The organism is Mesorhizobium sp. ISC11 (assembly GCF_037162595.1).
GTDB lineage: Bacteria > Pseudomonadota > Alphaproteobacteria > Rhizobiales > Rhizobiaceae > Mesorhizobium > Mesorhizobium ciceri.
This window is the reverse complement of record NZ_JAVSPW010000001.1, coordinates 6,300,149-6,318,597: the sequence shown is the minus strand read 5'-3', so window position 1 is coordinate 6,318,597 and position 18,449 is coordinate 6,300,149. Positions and strand designations below refer to the sequence as shown.

Here is an 18,449-nt window from a genome sequence, read left to right as displayed (position 1 = left end):
CCTCTCAAGCCGCGCGTTCGTGCCGCGGCTGCAAGGTCCGGCCGATCTCGGCGCGGTACCATTCCTGCGCAGCGGCAACACCGGAGCCGGCCTCGATTCGGGCTCCGGCGTCGCGTAACGACATTTCCGCCGAGGCCAGGGCGGCGAGGCACATGACCTCGTTGAGGTCGCCGAGATGGCCGATGCGGAACACGCGGCCAGCCACCTTGCTGAGGCCCGCGCCGAAGGATGTGCGATATCTGGAATATCCGTTGGCGATGACCTGTCTGGCATCGACATCCTCGGGGACGACGATCGCCGAAACCGTATCCGACCACCATTTTTCCTCGTTGGCGCAGAGCTTTAGTCCCCACGCATGCACGCCGCGGCGCACACCTTCGGCGAGCCGGTGGTGCCGGGCAAAAATCTGCTCCAGTCCCTCGGCAAAGATAAGGTCGAGGCTGGCTCTCAGGCCAAGCAGCAACTGCGTTGGCGGCGTATAGGGGAAGAAGCCGGTCTTGGACGAAGCCTGCATATCCTCGAAGCTGAAATAGCAACGCTCCATGCGCGACTGCTTGTGCGCTTCCAGAGCCTTGGCGCTCACCGCCAGGATGCCGAGACCGGCAGGCAGCATCAGCCCTTTCTGCGAACCGGTGATGGCGAGGTCGACGCCCCATTCGTCCATCCGGAAATCGATCGAGCCGATCGAGCTGACGCCGTCGACGAACAGCAGCGCATCGTGAGCCGTTTCGTCGAGCGCGGCACGCACGCCGGCGACGTCGGACGTCACGCCGGTCGCGGTCTCGTTGTGGGTGGCGAATACCGCCTTGATCTTGCTGCCCTTGTCGTCGCCCAGCCGTTGCCGATAGGCGTCGAGCGGAACCCCCTCACCCCATTCGACATCGATGCAATCGACCTCAAGTCCAAGGCGCTCGGCCATGTCGACCCAAAGATGCGAGAACTGGCCGAAGCGCGACATCAGCACCCGGTCGCCGCGGTTGAGCGTGTTGGAGATTGCCGCTTCCCAGGCGCCGGTGCCTGAGCCCGGAAAGATGAAGACGCTGCCGGTTTCGGTCTTGAAGATCTGCTTCAGGTCGCGAAACAAGGGCAGCACCAGTTCCGGAAAATCCGATGCGCGCATATCCTGCATCGGCACGTTCATGGCCCGCCGCACAGCGTCGGGAATGTTGGTCGGACCCGGGATAAAGAGATGCGCCGTTCCATTTTTCATGATCTGGTTCTCCTGTTGATATGAGCATCGCCACACACGGGTCGGTGTTGCCGCCTTACGCGAACACAACCGTTTTTCGTCCGTTGATCATCACGCGGGCTTCGAGGTGCCGTTTGATGGCACGCGCCAGAACGCGGCTTTCGATGTCACGGCCGGCCGCGATAAAATCCTCGACGCTCATGGAATGCGTTACCCGCTCGGTTTCCTGCTCGATGATCGGCCCCTCGTCGAGTTGAGCGGTCACATAGTGAGCCGTGGCGCCGATCAGCTTCACTCCGTGCTCGAAAGCCTGGTGATACGGCCGCGCGCCCTTGAAGCTTGGCAGGAACGAATGGTGGATGTTGATGACCTTGCCGAACAGGCGCCCCGCGAGGTCGTCGGAATACACTTGCATGTAGCGAGCCAGGACGACGAGGTCGGCGCCGACGTCCTCGATCACCGCCAGTATCCGGCCTTCCTGTTCCTGCTTGTTCTCCTTCGAGATGGGCAAGACGTGGTAGGGAATGCCAGCCCATGCCGCAGTTTCGCGGCTGTCTTCGTGGTTGGAGATGATCGCTGCGACCTCGGCTTCGAGCCAGCCAACACGGATCTGGTAGATGAGGTGAAGCAATGCATGGTCAAACTTCGAGACCATGATGACGATTTTCGGCCGACGGCTCCGCTCAAGCAGGCGGCTGCTCAGGCCGAAGCGATCCACCACAGGCGCAAGTCCCTTGGTGATGGCATCGGCAGACACCCAGGCGGGCGCCGAAAAGGCAATGCGCATGAAGAAACGGTTCGAGGCCCTGTCCCAATGCTGGCTGCTTTCAGCAATGTTCGTGCCAAGGTTGGCGAGTTCGGTCGTCACTGCCGCTACGATCCCGGCCTGGTCTTCGCAGGACAGCGTCAGAATGAACGACAGTCGAAGCGCTGCACAATTCATCGTTCGTTGACCCGCGGCCAGCACGCCTCGCGATAATCGGCGAACCAGGCAAGCGTCTTTTCCCATCCGCCGAATGGGAAGAAATGGAGGTGTAGTGGCGCGGTCGGCGCCGGGTAGCTTGCCGCCATGGTTTGTAAGATCTCGGCTGGGTTCCGGTCGGCCACGATGTTGAAGAGGCCGCTGGCGGAACGCCGCAGCGCCGCGATCGAAGGGCCGACACCGCACATCATGGCGAACCGGATGAGTTTGGTAAGGCTGGTCACACCGGCCAGACCAACATGAACCGGCAGCCCGGGATGCGCCGTATGCAGACTGCTCGCCCAGGCGGCGATCATGTCGCCATCGAAGGCGAATTGCGATACGACCCTGGCTTCCAGCGACCGCTCGGCACAGATCTCGAGCTTGCGCCGCAATGCGTCCGTCAGCACGGCTTCGACGATGCTTGGATGCCCTTCCGGATAGCCGGCGACGAAGGCGGTTCGTATCGCACTGTCTTTGACCACGGGATGGGCGAGCAACTGGGTTGCCTCTCCCAACGGCCCCGGAAAGAGAGCCGGATTGCCGCCAAGAAAGAGCGCTTCACTTATCCCGTTTCGACTGTGGGCGGTGACAAGATCGACATAGTCCTGCTCCGAATTGAAGTTCCGCGCGCCCAGATGTGGCACCGGCACAAAGCCCAACTCCTTGATCCGGCGCGCTGCTTCGATTTGCAAAGCCTCGGGCTTGCCGGGAAGGTGAGTAAGAAAGACGCGCGAGCCAAGCGGGAAGCAGTCGGCTGGTGGCGCAAAGGTGCGTGCCTGCGCCGGTGCCAGTTCAATCGACACCTCCGCGTCGAACGCAAATGTAGCCGAACCTCGCGTCTGGATAAGCTCTTGGCGCATGTCGTTCATGATCTTTCCAGGTCTCTCCCGACCAGCTTCACGATTTCGCGGCACCCTAGGCCGCGGCAATGGGAGCCGGGCAGACCAGCTGCCCGGCTTGTCGTCGCGGGAGGATGCAACGACAGGACTCTCAGTTCTGAAACAGCGTTTCGCTACCCGTTGGCGGCGCGTTTGAGCGACAGGAACGGCAGCGCCACGACACGCGCCCTGACATCGGCCGCCACGCCATCCTTGTTCCACTTCAGCGTGAGCTCGGTGCCGGTCTCGGCGGCCTCACGCCGCAGATGGCCGAAGCCGATCATCCTGCCGGTCGAAGGTGACCAGGCGACGCTGCTGGCGTGCCCAACTTCCTTCCCGCCGCGAAAGGCTTTCAGCGGATACCACTGCACGCGCCGCAGATTTCCGGGCGCATTGCTCTCAAGCCCCTTGCCGTCGAGGGCTTGCGACCAGTCGATGTCGAGCCCGACGAGCTGGCGATGGTCACCCGTGTTCGACATGCGCTGCAGCGCGGCCTTGCCGATGAAATCGGCCTTGCGAAAGTCGACCAGCCGGCCCAGGCCGAGGTCGAAGGGCGACGCACGATACTTTCCAGCTGCCTGAATGCCGGCGCCGCCATGGTCTGGGCCGGCACTTGTATAGTCGTAGCCAACGATCAGCAGCCCGGCTTCGAGACGTGCTATGTCGAGCGCCCAGGCGCCGGCAGGAAGGATGCCAAAAGGCTTGCCTGCCGCCTCGACCGCGTCCCACACGGCGGCGCCGTCATCCGCCTTGACCCACAATTCATAGCCATGCTCGCCGGTAAAACCCTGGCGCAGGATCTCGACCCGTCTGCCGGCAATTGTGACGATGGCCAAGCGAGAGAACGGCAATTCCTGCACGGACTGGGTGACAGCCTCCAGCACTTCGCGGGAACGCGGTCCCTGCAAGGTGAGGATGCCGTAGCTATCGGATATGTCGGTGACACGGACGTCGAGGCCTTCGGCATGCTGCTTCCACCAGGAAAGGCCGGGATCGGCGGAAACGCGGAAGGTGGTTTCATCCATGCGGAAAACCAGACCGTCGCCGATGACATGGCCGTTCTCGTCGCACCACGGTGCATAGTAGATCTGGCCGACCTGCAGCTTCTTGATGTCGCGCGGGATGAGCGCATCCATCATCCTCTCGGCATCCGGACCGGCAATGACATATTTCGACAGTGGTGACATGTCGCCCATGGCCACCCTGTTGCGGATAGCCGCCAGTTCCTCGACCATATCGGAGTAGCAATCGACGACCATGTTCCTGTCCCAGCGCATCCAGAGTGCGTTCTGGTTCAGTGGCGCCGTCCGTTCGACGAAGGGCGTGCCGCGAAAGGCGACATGGGCATCTGCCACCACGCTCAGGCCGGACGTGAATTTGATGTCGTTCATTCCAGGTCTCCTCCCAGTCGCAAGGCACTTTGCTGCGACATTCGACGACAACGGCTGAAGAACAGCGCACCTCGCGCCATGGAAACGAAACCATCCAAGCACAGACCGCAGGGACGGCTTCCTGCGAGCAGCAACCCGCTCAGTCAGATGTCTCTTGCCTCATCCGTATCTTGGGTGAGACTTTCACTTCGCAGCGTTTTTCGGAATGCCCCCGGTTGCCGACGGCATACCCGCAGTTCAACCTGAATATTTGAAGCCGCCGTCGGATTGCTTTCGCTGTCAGCCTTCACCGGCAAATGCTCGCTTGCGGTCGACCAGGTAACGCCGTCTCACCGCACAAGCTCGGCCCGTTCAGCCGTAGCGTCGAAGCCTGAATTGGCAGCTCGACGCGTGGGGGGAAAGGCGGTAGCGCGCTGGCGCTAGCAAATTTCTCACCCAGGAGTGCGGTGAGACGTCCGGCGATTTCGACTTCGATTCCGCGGATCATCGTGCGATCGAATGCTGGCATTTCAACCAGGTCCAGCATCGCCTCCGCAGAATCGTCAGCCGGCCTGCTACGCTGCGAGGGAGCCCGCCGGTCCGTCGTAGATTATAGCAATATGTATATTAGCTATTCCTTGACAATCGATGTGGGCTCTGGTTTCCTGATTTTACGGGTATTTAACCAAGTTCGTTGCGTTTTTTACGGACGGTGTTCGCATGTCAACAGTGGTTGTCGCGGACCCGCGGGGGGTATATCTCGCCGGTCTGGAATGGGTGTTGCAGAAGGCTGGACACGATGTTGTCGCCCAGTGTCGCCGCCCTGTGGACGTTCTCGCTCATGTGGAGCGCCATCAGCCTGATATGGTCATCGTAGGCGTGGATCTCGCGGATCAGCAGACATCAGGTCTTTCCTCACGGCTGAAGGCCGGCAACAGCGCTCTCGGCATCATCTTCATCGTACAGCCAACCGGCAGGCTCGATGTCAGGGAAATACAGACGCTCGACGTCGATGGCCTGTTTCTGGACGGCATCAGCCACCGCTTTCTCATCGAATGCGTGAATGCGGTGGCGGCGGGCAAGAAGTGGATCGACAACAAGATCGTCCAGCAGCTGCTGATGCCCGGTTCGCAGCCGCAGCCAATGTCCCGGCTGACCGGGCGGGAGACCGAAATCGCCGATCTCGTCTCGCGCGGGCTGCGCAACAAGACCATCGCGCAGCGGCTGCATTTATCCGAAGGCACGGTGAAGATGCACCTGCATCACGTCTACGAGAAGTTGCACCTAGGCGGCCGGGCGGAACTGGCCTGGATGACGCACGGCAAAGCCGCCGAGCGTCCGGGAATGGGCCGAACCGGCCTGCTCTGAACACTCTCCACTCGCACCGACATTGTACGCACGGCAACGGCCGCAGAGCCGTCTGACGGCATCTGGCGCGTGCCTGCGCGACCTCCCGCAGCGCCGGTCAACCTGACCTATCGATGGATATATATCGTTCGATCAGGTGCGGACATTGACCGCAATACTATCGAAGCGGGAATGGACGCGCCCTCTGCGCCGGCGGCACAATGAAATTGGAGGGGCGCATTTCAGTATGCGACCGGCTGCACCGGGGTAGGTGCATTTCCGGCATTAGGGGCTGCATCCCTTTTCCAGAGAGAATTTTGAACCAAGGAGAATCTCCATGGCACTCGACATCTTGACCCAGGACATCGTCCTCGACGAGACCACCGGTTTTACGGACGATGATATCAATCCGGCCATTCCGCCTTACGATACCAACCCCACGGTGCAATATCTCCTAAGTCTCGACGATCCGGGTGGGCTGACCTCGCCGGAGGTCGCCTTCCAGGCCAACTTCGTCGTGGCCTCGGCGAGCGCGGGAGAAACCATCACCTCGGTCGTCCTCTCCCAGAATCTCACCGGAACCCCGTTTTCCACCACCGTCGGCGTCAACAGCGGCATTCAGACGGTCGATGGCAATTATGTCTGGCTGTTCAAAGACGCAGACCCGACCCATGCAAACGTCGTAATCGGTGTCATCGGCACCTCTGACCCGTCCGCCGCACCGGCCGCAACCGGCCCGCTCGCTTTCTCGTTTGGGCTGGTCAGCACCAGCGCCACCAATGCGGACCTGTACACGGTCGAGTATGTGCCGTTGCTCAATCCGGACGCGACCAATCCGGACGACCGTATCGGTTTGACCAACAAGGTGTTCGCGTCGGTCACCGGCACCTCCGTGGCTAGTTTTCTGGGCTCAGCCGCCGCGCCCGGCAACAATGATTTCTATCTGATCAATTCGGCCAATGACGCTTCCAAGCAGCTGCTGGTAATCGGTTTGAACGGTGGCAGTGCCAACGTCAGCGAACAGGGCTTCGGCATCAACAACCAGAGCATCAATCCGAACGAAACGCTGCAGGTCGATTTTGTCACCGGCGGTACCCTGAACGCAGGGAGTGCGTCGCAAATCCAGTACGGCAACCACATCGAGACCATCACGCAGGCCGGGTTCACGATCAGCCAGATCACACCTTCCACTCCGACTGCGCGTGTGGACGTCACCGTCAGCGCCTTCAACAATACGGGCAACGACCAAGGCACGAACTTCTTTGACGGCACCACGACCAGCCCCGTGGATATCACCGGCATCAAGTTGACGGGTACATCGGGGTTTGCGTCCGTCATCACTGTCGATGGCACCTATGCGACCGGCAGCGGCAACATCACCGTCACCGGGCTCAGCGGGACCGGAAACGCCGTCACCATCACCGGGCTCGACAACACCACCACCGTCGATATCACCACCGGCAGCCCAATGGATCGGCTGACGGTCAAAGGGGTCGATGCAAACGAGGGGTGCGACATCTCCGAGTTCCATTTCTCGGCGACGAGCACCAACGCCTATAGCGAAGAGGTCGGCTCCCACATCAACTTCGACGATGATGGCCCGAGCATCTCGACCACCGGCGCCGAGCCGACGCTGACCGTCGACGAGTCGGTTCTTACCACCAACGACACGCAGAGCTTTGCCGCCAACTTCAGTTCGGGCTTCGGCGCCGACGGGGCCGGCACGCTGACCTACGCACTGGGCGTCGTGGCAGGCCCTTCGGGTCTGATCGACACGGCGACCGGTCAGGCGGTCATCCTCTCGCTCAATGGCAGCGTCGTCGAAGGCCACACCATCGGCTCCAACGACCTCGTATTCACCGTCTCCGTCAGCGCCGCCGGCGCCGTCACCCTCGACCAGCTCCGGGCGGTGGTCCATGCCGACGCCAGCAACCCCGACGACAGCACCAGCCTGGCCGCCGACAATCTGGTCACGCTCACCGCGACCGTCACCGACAAGGATGGCGACCACCTGTCGGCCAGCCTCGACATCGGCCAGAATCTCAACTTCAAGGATGATGGCCCGAGCATCTCGACCACCGGCACCGAGCCGACGCTGACCGTCGACGAGTCGGTTCTTACCACCAACGACACGCAGAGCTTTGCCGCCAACTTCAGTTCGGGCTTCGGCGCCGACGGGGCCGGCACGCTGACCTACGCACTGGGCGTCGTGGCAGGCCCTTCGGGTCTGATCGACACGGCGACCGGCCAGGCGGTCATCCTCTCGCTCAATGGCAGCGTCGTCGAAGGCCACACCATCGGCTCCAACGACCTCGTATTCACCGTCTCCGTCAGCGCCGCCGGCGCCGTCACCCTCGACCAGCTCCGGGCGGTGGTCCATGCCGACGCCAGCAACCCTGACGACAGCACCAGCCTGGCCGCCGACAATCTGGTCACGCTCACCGCGACCGTCACCGACAAGGATGGCGACCACCTGTCGGCCAGCCTCGACATCGGCCAGAATCTCAACTTCAAGGATGATGGCCCGAGCATCTCGACCACCGGCGCCGAGCCGACGCTGACCGTCGACGAGTCGGTTCTTACCACCAACGACACGCAGAGCTTTGCCGCCAACTTCAGTTCGGGCTTCGGTGCCGACGGGGCCGGCATGCTGACCTACGCACTGGGCGTCGTGGCAGGCCCTTCGGGTCTGATCGACACGGCGACCGGTCAGGCGGTCATCCTCTCGCTCAATGGCAGCGTCGTTGAAGGCCACACCATCGGCTCCAACGACCTCGTATTCACCGTCTCCGTCAGCGCCGCCGGCGCCGTCACCCTTGACCAGCTCCGGGCGGTGGTCCATGCCGACGCCAGCAACCCCGACGACAGCACCAGCCTGGCCGCCGACAATCTGGTCACGCTCACCGCGACTGTCACCGACAAGGATGGCGACCACCTGTCGGCCAGCCTCGACATCGGCCAGAATCTCAACTTCAAGGATGATGGCCCGAGCATCTCGACCACCGGCACCGAGCCGACGCTGACCGTCGACGAGTCGGTTCTTACCACCAACGACACGCAGAGCTTTGCCGCCAACTTCAGTTCGGGCTTCGGCGCCGACGGGGCCGGCACGCTGACCTACGCACTGGGCGTCGTGGCAGGCCCTTCGGGTCTGATCGACACGGCGACCGGCCAGGCGGTCATCCTCTCGCTCAATGGCAGCGTCGTCGAAGGCCACACCATCGGCTCCAACGACCTCGTATTCACCGTCTCCGTCAGCGCCGCCGGCGCCGTCACCCTCGACCAGCTCCGGGCGGTGGTCCATGCCGACGCCAGCAACCCTGACGACAGCACCAGCCTGGCCGCCGACAATCTGGTCACGCTCACCGCGACCGTCACCGACAAGGATGGCGACCACCTGTCGGCCAGCCTCGACATCGGCCAGAATCTCAACTTCAAGGATGATGGCCCGAGCATCTCGACCACCGGCGCCGAGCCGACGCTGACCGTCGACGAGTCGGTTCTTACCACCAACGACACGCAGAGCTTTGCCGCCAACTTCAGTTCGGGCTTCGGTGCCGACGGGGCCGGCATGCTGACCTACGCACTGGGCGTCGTGGCAGGCCCTTCGGGTCTGATCGACACGGCGACCGGTCAGGCGGTCATCCTCTCGCTCAATGGCAGCGTCGTTGAAGGCCACACCATCGGCTCCAACGACCTCGTATTCACCGTCTCCGTCAGCGCCGCCGGCGCCGTCACCCTTGACCAGCTCCGGGCGGTGGTCCATGCCGACGCCAGCAACCCCGACGACAGCACCAGCCTGGCCGCCGACAATCTGGTCACGCTCACCGCGACTGTCACCGACAAGGATGGCGACCACCTGTCGGCCAGCCTCGACATCGGCCAGAACCTCAACTTCAAGGATGATGGCCCGAGCATCTCGACCAGCGGCGCCGAGCCGACGCTGACCGTCGACGAGTCCAACTTGGGTGCCAACAGTGCGGATTTCGCGACCGTTTTCACCCCAAACGCCGGCGCGGATAGTGACGCTATCAGCTATGCGCTCGGCATCAATCAGGTTACGAACGTTAGCGGCCTCACTGACACCTTGACCGGCCTGTCCGTCCTGCTTTTCGTCGAAGGCGGCGAGGTGGTCGGTCGTGCCGGTTCAGCCGCTGGCGATATTGTGTTCACGGTGAGCGTGGCTGTTGACGGGACCGTGACGCTCGATCAGGCACGTGCCGTCATACACTCGCCCGACACCGGACCGGATCAGCAAACATCGCTGGCAGCCGATGATCTCGTAACCTTGACGGCGATCATCACCGACGGTGACGGCGACCAGGCCTCGGACAGTGTCAACATCGGTACAAGCCTCGTCTTCAAGGATGATGCGCCGACGATCACAGTGCCGTTCGACGGTGACCAGAACGCCGGCAACGGTATCGGGACCCCCGAGACTCTGGCCAACACGCTCAACGCGTCGGCCACCGGAGCCTTCGGGTACGACATCGGCGCGGATGCTCATCCGGCCGCGTTCTATGCGAGTGGTTCTGACTTTGTCGACCAGAATGGCGCGCTTGCCGGCGTCCGGATCGGGCTCGCCGGCACGATCACCGGCGGCGGCGGCGGTAACATTCTCACCTCGGAGGTGACGCTGGCGTCGGAGAGCCTTACCTCCGCGACGTTCAACTTCACTTTCACCTACGACAAGGATCCGGCGGCTGGCACCCAGACCGGAACGGCGGGCGGCACCCTCGTCTTCGACAAGATTGCCGATACTTATACCATCCACCTGACCGACCCTCTCGAAGGCTTCAGCTTCGACGTTATCCACACCAGCCAACTCTTGTCCAAGGAGCCCCTCGGCAATACGGGCCACCCACAGATCGTGCTGGAAAAATTGCAGGCTGATGATCCGAATACGCCGGCTAACGAAAACTTCTACGTGCAGTTCACGGGCAACTTGATCAACAAAGCCAACCCGTTCAGCTTGACAGCCAATGGCGAGGGGTCATCCGGCGACGCCACCTTCACCCTAGGTGGTCACGAGATGGTGAGCAACGCCAATGAAAGCTGGGTATCCGCGACGCAGAGTACCAACGGTGTCGCCGGTGACACGATCCAGAAAGGCGAACTGCTCACATTGCGGTTCTTCGACAGCAACGTCGGTATCAACAGTCAGAACGAAGCTACCCAGCCGACAGCGACCGCCGGCACCATGGCCATCAAGTTCGACGGCATCGGCAACAGCGAGGATCTGATGCTGATCCTCAACCTGATCGACGACAAGGGCACGGCGTCGACGCTCGACGATGTCTCGATTACGAGGGCGATGTACGTGCAGAATGCCGACATCTTCAAGATGGGTCACGTCCCGGCCCCGTACAGCGGCGAGTTCACGCTCGACAACAATGACGGCCTCGTGATCATCGAGCAGAACGACTACAACGCAGCCGGCGAGCACTTCGTGTTGCAGGGTGTCCAGATCATGCAGTCGGGCAACGGCATCACCGGCAACAACACGGCAATCAACCTGAACCCGACGACCGGCGCCGGTGGCGGCAGCGATGCGACCACCAACCTGGTGAATTTCGACCCCACCGACAACGACGTGCTGAAGATCACGGACATCGGCTTCACCTCGACCTCGACCCAGACGCCGGATGCCCACCTCGACTTCGCCTTCAAAGTGGCGGACGCGGACGCGGACCAGACGGCGATGCAGCACATACTTGTCGACGTCGCCTGACACTGGCCAACGGGGGGCAGCCAATGCTGCCCCCAACCTTCCCGCACGAGATGTCATCCCGCACACCAGAGAAATAACGATGAAAACCAAACAACAGCCCCCTGCCCTGCAGGTGGTGATGAAAGAGGCCAGACGTGCCATCCGGCCGCTTGTCTGGTTCAGCGGCGGCATCAACGTGCTGATGCTGACCGGAGCGCTCTACATGCTCCAAGTCTACCACCGCGTGTTGTCCAGCCACAGCCTGGAGACGCTGGTGATGCTGTCGCTGATGGCGGCAGGGGCGCTCGCGGCAATGGCGGGGCTGGAGGTGGTGCGCGGGCGCCTGCTGGCTACCGTCGGATCGTGGATGAACGCGCGATTGGCACCGGTTCTCCTGACCGCATCGGTGGAATATGCCGCCTCGGCGCCAGGCCAAGCCAACGCCCGTCCGCTGCGCGACCTGGATCAAGTGCGCAACTTCTTCACCAGCCCCAGCATCTTCCCGATCCTCGACGCGCCTTGGGCACCGTTGTTCTTCGTTGCCATATTCTTCATGCACCCATGGCTGGGCTGGTTGGCGCTTTGCGGCGGGATCGTGCTGTTTGCTTTGGCGCTGCTCAACGAATACCTCACACGCAAGCCGCTGACCGAGGCCGCAAGCGCACAGTCGCGGGCCTATGTGCAAGCCGAGGCGGCGATCCGCAACGCCGAGGTCGTCCAGGCGATGGGCATGTTGAAGCCATTGCTGGAAGGCTGGAAGGCCCAACAGGACGAGGCCAACAAGGGACAGGTTCTTGCCGCCAACCGTGGCGGCGTCATCGCGGCCATCGCGCGTTGCCACCGGCTGGCCCTGCAAATGGCCATACTCGGCCTCGGCGCCTATCTGGTTCTTCGCAACGAGGCCTCGCCAGGCATCATGATCTCCGCCTCGATCCTGATGGGTCGCGCCTTGTCGCCGGTCGAGCAAGCGATCGGCACATGGAAGGCGACGGTGGGAGCGCGTGCCGCTTACAAACGCCTCACCGCGGTCGCCGGACAGCACCGGGAAGCCACACCGGTCCTGCCACTGCCCCGTCCGAAAGGCAGGTTTGAGGCCGACAACCTTGTGCTTGCCCGACAGGGTGGCGAGCACATCCTGAAAGGCATCAGCTTCCGTCTCGAGCCGGGTGAAGCGATGGCCCTGATCGGTCCGAGCGGGGCCGGCAAGACGAGCCTGGCGCGCATACTTGCCGGTGCCTGGCGCCCGTCGGGGGGGCGTGCCTTGCTGGACGGAACGGATGTTGCCCAATGGGCGGCGGAAGACCGTGGCCGTTATGTCGGCTATTTGCCGCAGGACATCGAACTCTTCGCCGGCACCGTATCCGACAACATCGCCCGCTTTGCGACGGTCAATCCGGCGGTCTTCCAGCACGTGATCAAGGCAGCGCAGTTGGCCGGCGTCCACGAACTCATCAAGGGGCTGCCGAAGGCCTACGGCACCGAGATCGGCGAGGCGGGTGCGATACTGTCGGGCGGGCAGCGCCAACGCATCGGGCTGGCGCGGGCACTTTACGGCGACCCCACGCTGCTTATCCTCGACGAACCCAATTCCAACCTCGACAGGGAGGGCGAGGAGGCATTGATTGCCGCTCTCGGCGTGGCCAAGGCGACGAACACAACCGTTATCCTGATCGCGCACCGCGCCAACATCTTGGAGAAGGTAGACAAGATACTGGTCCTCAACAGGGGTCAGCAAGATCTCTTCGGGCCGCGCGACCATGTCTTCAACGAACTCGCCAACCGCGTCAGCAAGGTGGCCCATCTGCCCAAGGCTGCCCAGTTGCCTGCCCTCGAAGTGGTCAAGGAAACCAAAGAGGTCAAGGAAGCATGAGCCGCCCCCCGGAATTGAACGTCGTGCCGCTGCCCCTTCCGCCGCCCACCCTGCTGCAACCGATGCCGCTGCGTCTCACTGGCGTGACCTGCACCGGGTTCGCGATCATGTTCCTGTTCTTCGGCGTCGCGGGAGGTTGGGCGGCCCTGGCACCGTTGGACAGCGCCGCTGTGGCGCCGGGCGTTATCAAGGTCGCCGGCGACCGCAAGCTGATCCAGCACCTCGAGGGCGGCATCATCGCGGAATTGAACGCAGCCAACGGGGATATTGTCAAGGCCGGCAAGATCCTCGTCCGGCTCGACGACACGCAGGCAAAGGCGCAGCTCGACCTGATTCAGAACCGGATAGCAACGCGCGAGGCGCTGGCCGCGCGTCTCAGGGCCGAGCGTGACGGCAGGGCCGAGATCGAGTTCGATCCGGCGTTGCTCGCCAACCCCGCCACCGCCGCAAGGGACGCGGTGGCCGCACAGCGTGACGTGTTCGCTGCGAAGCACCACAATCTGGCGGACGAGCGGGAAATCCTCAGCCAGCGCCGCCACCAGACCGAGGAGGAGATAAAGGGATTGGAAGAGCTTATCGTCACCAAGGACAAACAGATCGAGGCAATCGAGGGTGAGACCAAAGACCTCGAGAGTCTCCTCAAGAAGGGGTTGACCACCCGCGAGCGGAACCTGTTGCTCAGACGCCAGCAGCAGGAGATCGAGGGCGAGCGCGCCACCAATATCGCCGCAATCGCCCGCGCCAGAAGCGCCATGGCCGAGATCGACATGCAGATCCTGAACCTCGATACGGTGCGGCTCAACGAGTCCGTCGATGAGTTGAGCAAGGTCGAGGCGGAACTGTTCGACCTGAGACAGGAGGAGCGTGCCGCCAGGGACGTGCTTACCCGTACCGATGTCGTCGCACCGGTTGACGGCATCGTCATGGATCTGAAGGTCCACACCGCGGGCGGTGTCGTGAAACCCGGCGATACATTGATGACGATCGTACCGCTCGGACAACAACTCGTGGTCGAAGCCATGGTCAAACCGGAGGATGTCGAGACGATCGCACCCGGACAGCCCGCGCGCGTCAGCTTCCCGGCCTTCGCCCGCTACAACCTGCCGCCGCTCGAGGGTGTCGTGGAGATCGTGTCGGCCGACCGCATGGTTGAGGAGCGCAGCGGCGCACCGTATTTCGCCGCGACGGTTGTGATCGACAAAAGCGAACTCGGCAAGCTGGAGGGCCGCAAGCTGCTGCCCGGCATGTCGAGCGAGACGATGATCCGGACGGGGGCTCGCACCGTTCTCTCTTATCTCGCCGAGCCGATCACGCAGAACTTCCGCCGGGCGATGCGGGAAAAATAGGCGTACGCCGCCCAGCGAAATTCAAGACAGCAGCATTCGCCCGGCCGTGATCGCCAGGAAGAATGCAAAGGCAAGTTTCAGGTAGCGCGGATTGAGCGCGTGGGCGAGCCTTGCGCCCAAGGGTGCGAAGAGGAAGCTCACGGGCGCTATGATGGCAACCGCCGGCAGGCTGACGTAACCCAGGCTGAGCGGAGGCCTGCCTGCGATTGCGAGACCCGACCAGATGAAGCCAGCCACTGCCGGAAGCGCAATAAGCAGGCCAAGCGCCGACGATGTGCCGACGGCCCGGTGCACAGGAAAGGAAAAGCTGGAAAGCGTCGGCACCGAGAGCGTGCCGCCACCGATTCCCATGAGCGAAGAGACAAAGCCGATGACAGAGGCGATCGCGCGGTTGATCCAGCCGCTTTGCGGCAAGTGATCGGAGATCACGAGGTGCTTCGGCAACGCCATGTTGAGGGCCACCAGCAGGCCGACGACGCCGAAAACCAGCCGCAAGCCGGCGCCCGGGATGAACTTCGACGTGATGCCACCGATCAGGGCACTCACGAAAACGGCCGGTCCCCACAGAGTGAGCAGAGGCCGATCGACATTGTTGCGCCTGTTGTGCGACCGCATTGACGAGATCGAGGTGGGGATGATGACCGCAAGCGACGTCGCGACAGCCAGATGGCTGATCACAGCAGGCGAAAAGTGGAACAGGCTAAGCACCCAGAACAGCACCGGGACGATGACGATGCCGCCGCCGACCCCCAGCAGACCGGCGAGCACGCCGGAGGCCATTCCGGTCATGGCCAGACCGGCGACCAGCATTGCAATCGTCAGCCCGTCGAAAACCGACGTGTCGAATCCGAAGTCCACTGTGATTTTTCCTTGATTGGCCGACTGCGGCCTTGCGAATACATTTTTTGGCCGCGCCTGTCCGCCCGTCGCGACCTGGGTGCAGATCGCCCGAAAGCGTACAGGGGTTTGGGGTGCGGAATGCTTTAGTGGCGCACCATCCCGGCGTCGACATTGAGCGTCTGGCCGGTGATCCAGCGCGCATCGTCGGAGGCCAGGAACGAGACCACATCGGCGATATGTTCCGGCTGCCCCTTGCCTTTCATCGCCTGAAGCATCTCGACGAAGCCGAACGCCTCATTGTGCGGGCTCGCCTTGACGCCGTCGCTCTCGATCAGGCCGGGCGTCACCGCATTGGCGGTGATGTTGTATTTGCCGAGTTCGGTGGCGAGCGCCCTGGTGAAGCCGATGACGCCACCCTTGGCCGCGACATAGGCCGCCATGTTCGGCGTGCCGGCAAAGAAGGTGTTGGATGCGATGCTGATCACCCGCCCAGCTTTGCCTGCCGCACGCATCTGGTCCGTGCCGGCGCGGCTGACGATGAAGGTGCCTGTCAAATTGACGTCGATGATCTTGCGCCAATGGTCGAGGTCGACATCGTCCCAGGCGACGAACGGCACGATGCTGGCATTGTTGACCAGGATGTCGATGCCCCCGGTCAGGGTCTGGATTTCGGCGAAGAGTGCCTTGACGGAGGCCGGATCGGAAATGTCGGCGGCAATCGCCCTCGCCCTTCCGCCTATTGCCGCGGCCGCCGCCTTGGCGCCTTCGGCATTGATGTCGCTGACGATGACGGTTGCCCCGTCGGCGGCGAGCCGCGCGGCGATCGCCTTGCCGATACCCTGCGCAGCGCCCGTAACCAGGGCCGTCTTCCCCGCAAGCCGTTCAGTCATGAAAATGCTCCCTCAATCCGTGGTGATATCTGTTCAGGCGTCGGCGTCGATCACGGCCAGCGCCGCGTCGATACCCCTGCCGATCGCCAGTTTCTGGCCGGCCGCGTTCATGGCGCCGCCAAGTGCCGTCAGCGCCGCGATCGCATAGATCGGCTGGGCGGTCGGACCCATATGGCCGATGCGCGTCAGCTTGCCCAAGGTCTCGCCGCGGCCAGACGAAAACACCACCCCGTAACGGGCGCGGGCAGCCTGGCGAAGCGCCTTCTCGTCGACACCTTCGGGCGTGCGGACAGCGGTCGTGGTCGGCGACGCGATGCTGTCGCTGGCCGCCCAGATCGACAGGCCCATCGCAGCAATGCCCGCGCGCATGGCCTTGGCGGTGAGCGCGTGGCGCGCCCATACCGCCTCCGGTCCCTCATTGAGATAGAGGTCGAGCGCGACATCGAGCCCGTTGATCTCCGAGACCGACGGCGTGAACGGAAACGGCTTATCCCGCGACCACGCATGCTCCCAATCGACGATGCTCAGCATCGACGCGCGGGGGGCTGCCTCGTTGCTCTTCATCTTGGCCCAGGCCCGCTCGCTGACGCCCATCATCGTCAGGCCGGGAGGCGCGCCCAGGCATTTGTTCGGGCCGGTGACATAGATACCGGCCTTGCAGTCCTCCGGGTGCGTCTGCATGCCGCCAAAGGACGAGACGGCGTCGACGATGAGATAGCCGCCATGCGCTGAGACCAGCGCGCCGATGGCGTCGATCGGATTGATGGTGCCGGACGGCGTGTCGTGGTGGCAGACGGAAACGACGGTGATCTCCGGGTGCGCCTTCAGCATTGCCTCGACCGCCTGCGGATCTATCGCCTCGTTGTAGGGCACCTCGATCTCAAGCAGATGTGGCGAATAGCGCTTCGCCCAATAGCCGAACCCCTTGCCGTAAACGCCGGAGGCAAGGTTGAGCACGACATCGTCCGGCGTGATCAGCGAGGCCGCGGCGGCCTCCAGGCCAAGCACCGGCTCGCCATGCAGGATGACCGGCTTGTTCGACAGCCGCATCGCCTTTTGCGCCTTGTCGACCACACCCTCATAGAAAAGCTGGAACGCCGGGTCGTAGTCGTAGAGCACCGTGCGGCCGAGACCGCGCAGCACTTCGGCATAGGCGTTCACCGGTCCCGCGGTCAGGGTGATGACCGGATCGGCGTGTTCGAGATAGCGCATCGTCTTGTCTCCGGATTGGCGGCGGTCAGCCGTAGAATTGCGTGCCGGTCTTGTAGGTCTTGAAGTTGTCCATGTCGTGCGAGTACATCAGCTCGGCGCCATGGTCTTCGGCGAGTTTCTTCACCTTGCGCATCGAATTGACGCCCGCCACCGGATCGATGTGGAAGGCCGCCTGGCACAGCGTCTCGAGGCTCTTCTGCGTATAGGCCGCATCGATCGTGAACATGATCGGCTTGCGCTTGGGGAACTCGACCAGCAGGCTGTAATGGCCGATCGAATGGCCGGGCGTCGAGATCAGCCGGACGCCCCTGGCAAGCTCGACGTCGCCATCGATGCCTTCAAAGGTCGAATTCGCCCGTGTCGTTCCCGCAAGCAATTGCCCGGTCGCGCCACGCGCTTCGGCAGCCTCCGCCGAAAAACTCAGATCGGAATAGCCGAGGTGCTCGAAAGGTTCGGGATTGCACGCCTGCGGCACCTCGGTCCGGTGGCAGATCTTCTTGGCGTGCGGAAAATACTTGTTGCCGCCGCAATGATCGAAGTGGAAATGCGAATTGACGACGACGTCGATGTCCTTCGGCTCGAGGCCGAGCAGCGCCAGCGCACCGGGAATGGTCTGGTGCTTTTCCTGGATCGGCTTTTCGAACGGCAGCACCTTCATCACGTGATCGTAGTCGTAGCCGGTGTCGATGAGGAACCGGCCCTCGGCATGTTCGATCAGGATCGAATAGACGGGGAAGCGCACTTCGCCGCCAGGGCCGCGGTTCCAGAACACATGATAGCCGTCGAGAACGAGCGAGCCGCCGTCGAGCAGGTAGACCTTGGTATCCGACATT

12 protein-coding genes are annotated in these 18,449 nt (G+C 62.8%); 4 read left to right on the top strand and 8 right to left on the bottom strand.

Annotation, left to right across the window (positions count from 1 at the left end):
• Positions 1-4: 4 nt before the first annotated feature.
• From RPF88_RS30455 to RPF88_RS30440, 4 genes are all read right to left on the bottom strand, one after another.
• Positions 5-1,210 carry an aminotransferase class V-fold PLP-dependent enzyme gene (locus RPF88_RS30455; protein ID WP_337123789.1) on the bottom strand — a complete coding sequence of 402 codons (1,206 nt, stop codon included), beginning with the start codon at positions 1,208-1,210 and terminating at the stop codon, positions 5-7.
• A 55-nt stretch (positions 1,211-1,265) separates the two neighbouring features.
• A complete protein-coding gene (purU, locus tag RPF88_RS30450) occupies positions 1,266-2,132 on the bottom strand; it encodes a formyltetrahydrofolate deformylase (protein ID WP_013529881.1) in 867 nt (288 codons plus the stop codon).
• Positions 2,129-3,022, bottom strand: coding sequence for a methylenetetrahydrofolate reductase (locus RPF88_RS30445; protein WP_063172976.1), 894 nt, complete (start codon positions 3,020-3,022; stop codon positions 2,129-2,131). The genes purU and RPF88_RS30445 overlap by 4 nt, the downstream gene beginning before the upstream one ends.
• Before the next feature lie 143 nt (positions 3,023-3,165).
• On the bottom strand, positions 3,166-4,422 hold the full coding sequence (locus RPF88_RS30440) for an aminomethyltransferase family protein (protein WP_337123788.1): 1,257 nt from the start codon (positions 4,420-4,422) through the stop codon (positions 3,166-3,168).
• 843 nt (positions 4,423-5,265) lie between these two features.
• On the opposite strand from RPF88_RS30440, the gene RPF88_RS30435 reads away from it, so the two are divergent.
• The 4 genes from RPF88_RS30435 (at position 5,266) to RPF88_RS30420 (ending at position 14,674) form a co-directional block, all read left to right on the top strand.
• Positions 5,266-5,769: a response regulator transcription factor gene (locus RPF88_RS30435; RefSeq protein ID WP_032809607.1), complete on the top strand. Its 504-nt coding sequence runs from the start codon at positions 5,266-5,268 to the stop codon at positions 5,767-5,769.
• A gap of 316 nt (positions 5,770-6,085) precedes the next feature.
• The gene (locus tag RPF88_RS30430) at positions 6,086-11,479 is read left to right on the top strand and encodes a DUF5801 repeats-in-toxin domain-containing protein (protein WP_337123787.1); all 5,394 of its coding nucleotides are present in this window, start codon (positions 6,086-6,088) and stop codon (positions 11,477-11,479) included.
• A 79-nt stretch (positions 11,480-11,558) separates the two neighbouring features.
• On the top strand, positions 11,559-13,328 hold the full coding sequence (locus RPF88_RS30425; protein ID WP_337123786.1) for a type I secretion system permease/ATPase: 1,770 nt from the start codon (positions 11,559-11,561) through the stop codon (positions 13,326-13,328).
• A complete protein-coding gene (locus tag RPF88_RS30420; RefSeq protein WP_337123785.1) occupies positions 13,325-14,674 on the top strand; it encodes an HlyD family type I secretion periplasmic adaptor subunit in 1,350 nt (449 codons plus the stop codon). Before RPF88_RS30425 ends, RPF88_RS30420 begins: the two co-directional genes overlap by 4 nt.
• Before the next feature lie 21 nt (positions 14,675-14,695).
• Here RPF88_RS30420 and RPF88_RS30415 read toward each other — a convergent pair whose 3' ends face one another.
• From RPF88_RS30415 to pldA, 4 genes are all read right to left on the bottom strand, one after another.
• Positions 14,696-15,532 (bottom strand): sulfite exporter TauE/SafE family protein, encoded by an 837-nt coding sequence (locus RPF88_RS30415; RefSeq protein WP_127366123.1) that lies wholly within the window; start codon positions 15,530-15,532, stop codon positions 14,696-14,698.
• 125 nt (positions 15,533-15,657) lie between these two features.
• Entirely contained in the window at positions 15,658-16,404 is a 747-nt protein-coding gene (gene pldH, locus RPF88_RS30410; protein ID WP_013529873.1) for a pyridoxal 4-dehydrogenase, SDR-type, read from the bottom strand.
• Between the two features lie 33 nt (positions 16,405-16,437).
• A complete protein-coding gene (ppaT, locus tag RPF88_RS30405; RefSeq protein WP_337123784.1) occupies positions 16,438-17,616 on the bottom strand; it encodes a pyridoxamine--pyruvate transaminase in 1,179 nt (392 codons plus the stop codon).
• Positions 17,617-17,641: 25 nt separating this feature from the next.
• On the bottom strand, positions 17,642-18,448 hold the full coding sequence (gene pldA, locus RPF88_RS30400; RefSeq protein WP_013529871.1) for a 4-pyridoxolactonase: 807 nt from the start codon (positions 18,446-18,448) through the stop codon (positions 17,642-17,644).
• Position 18,449 lies beyond the last annotated feature (1 nt).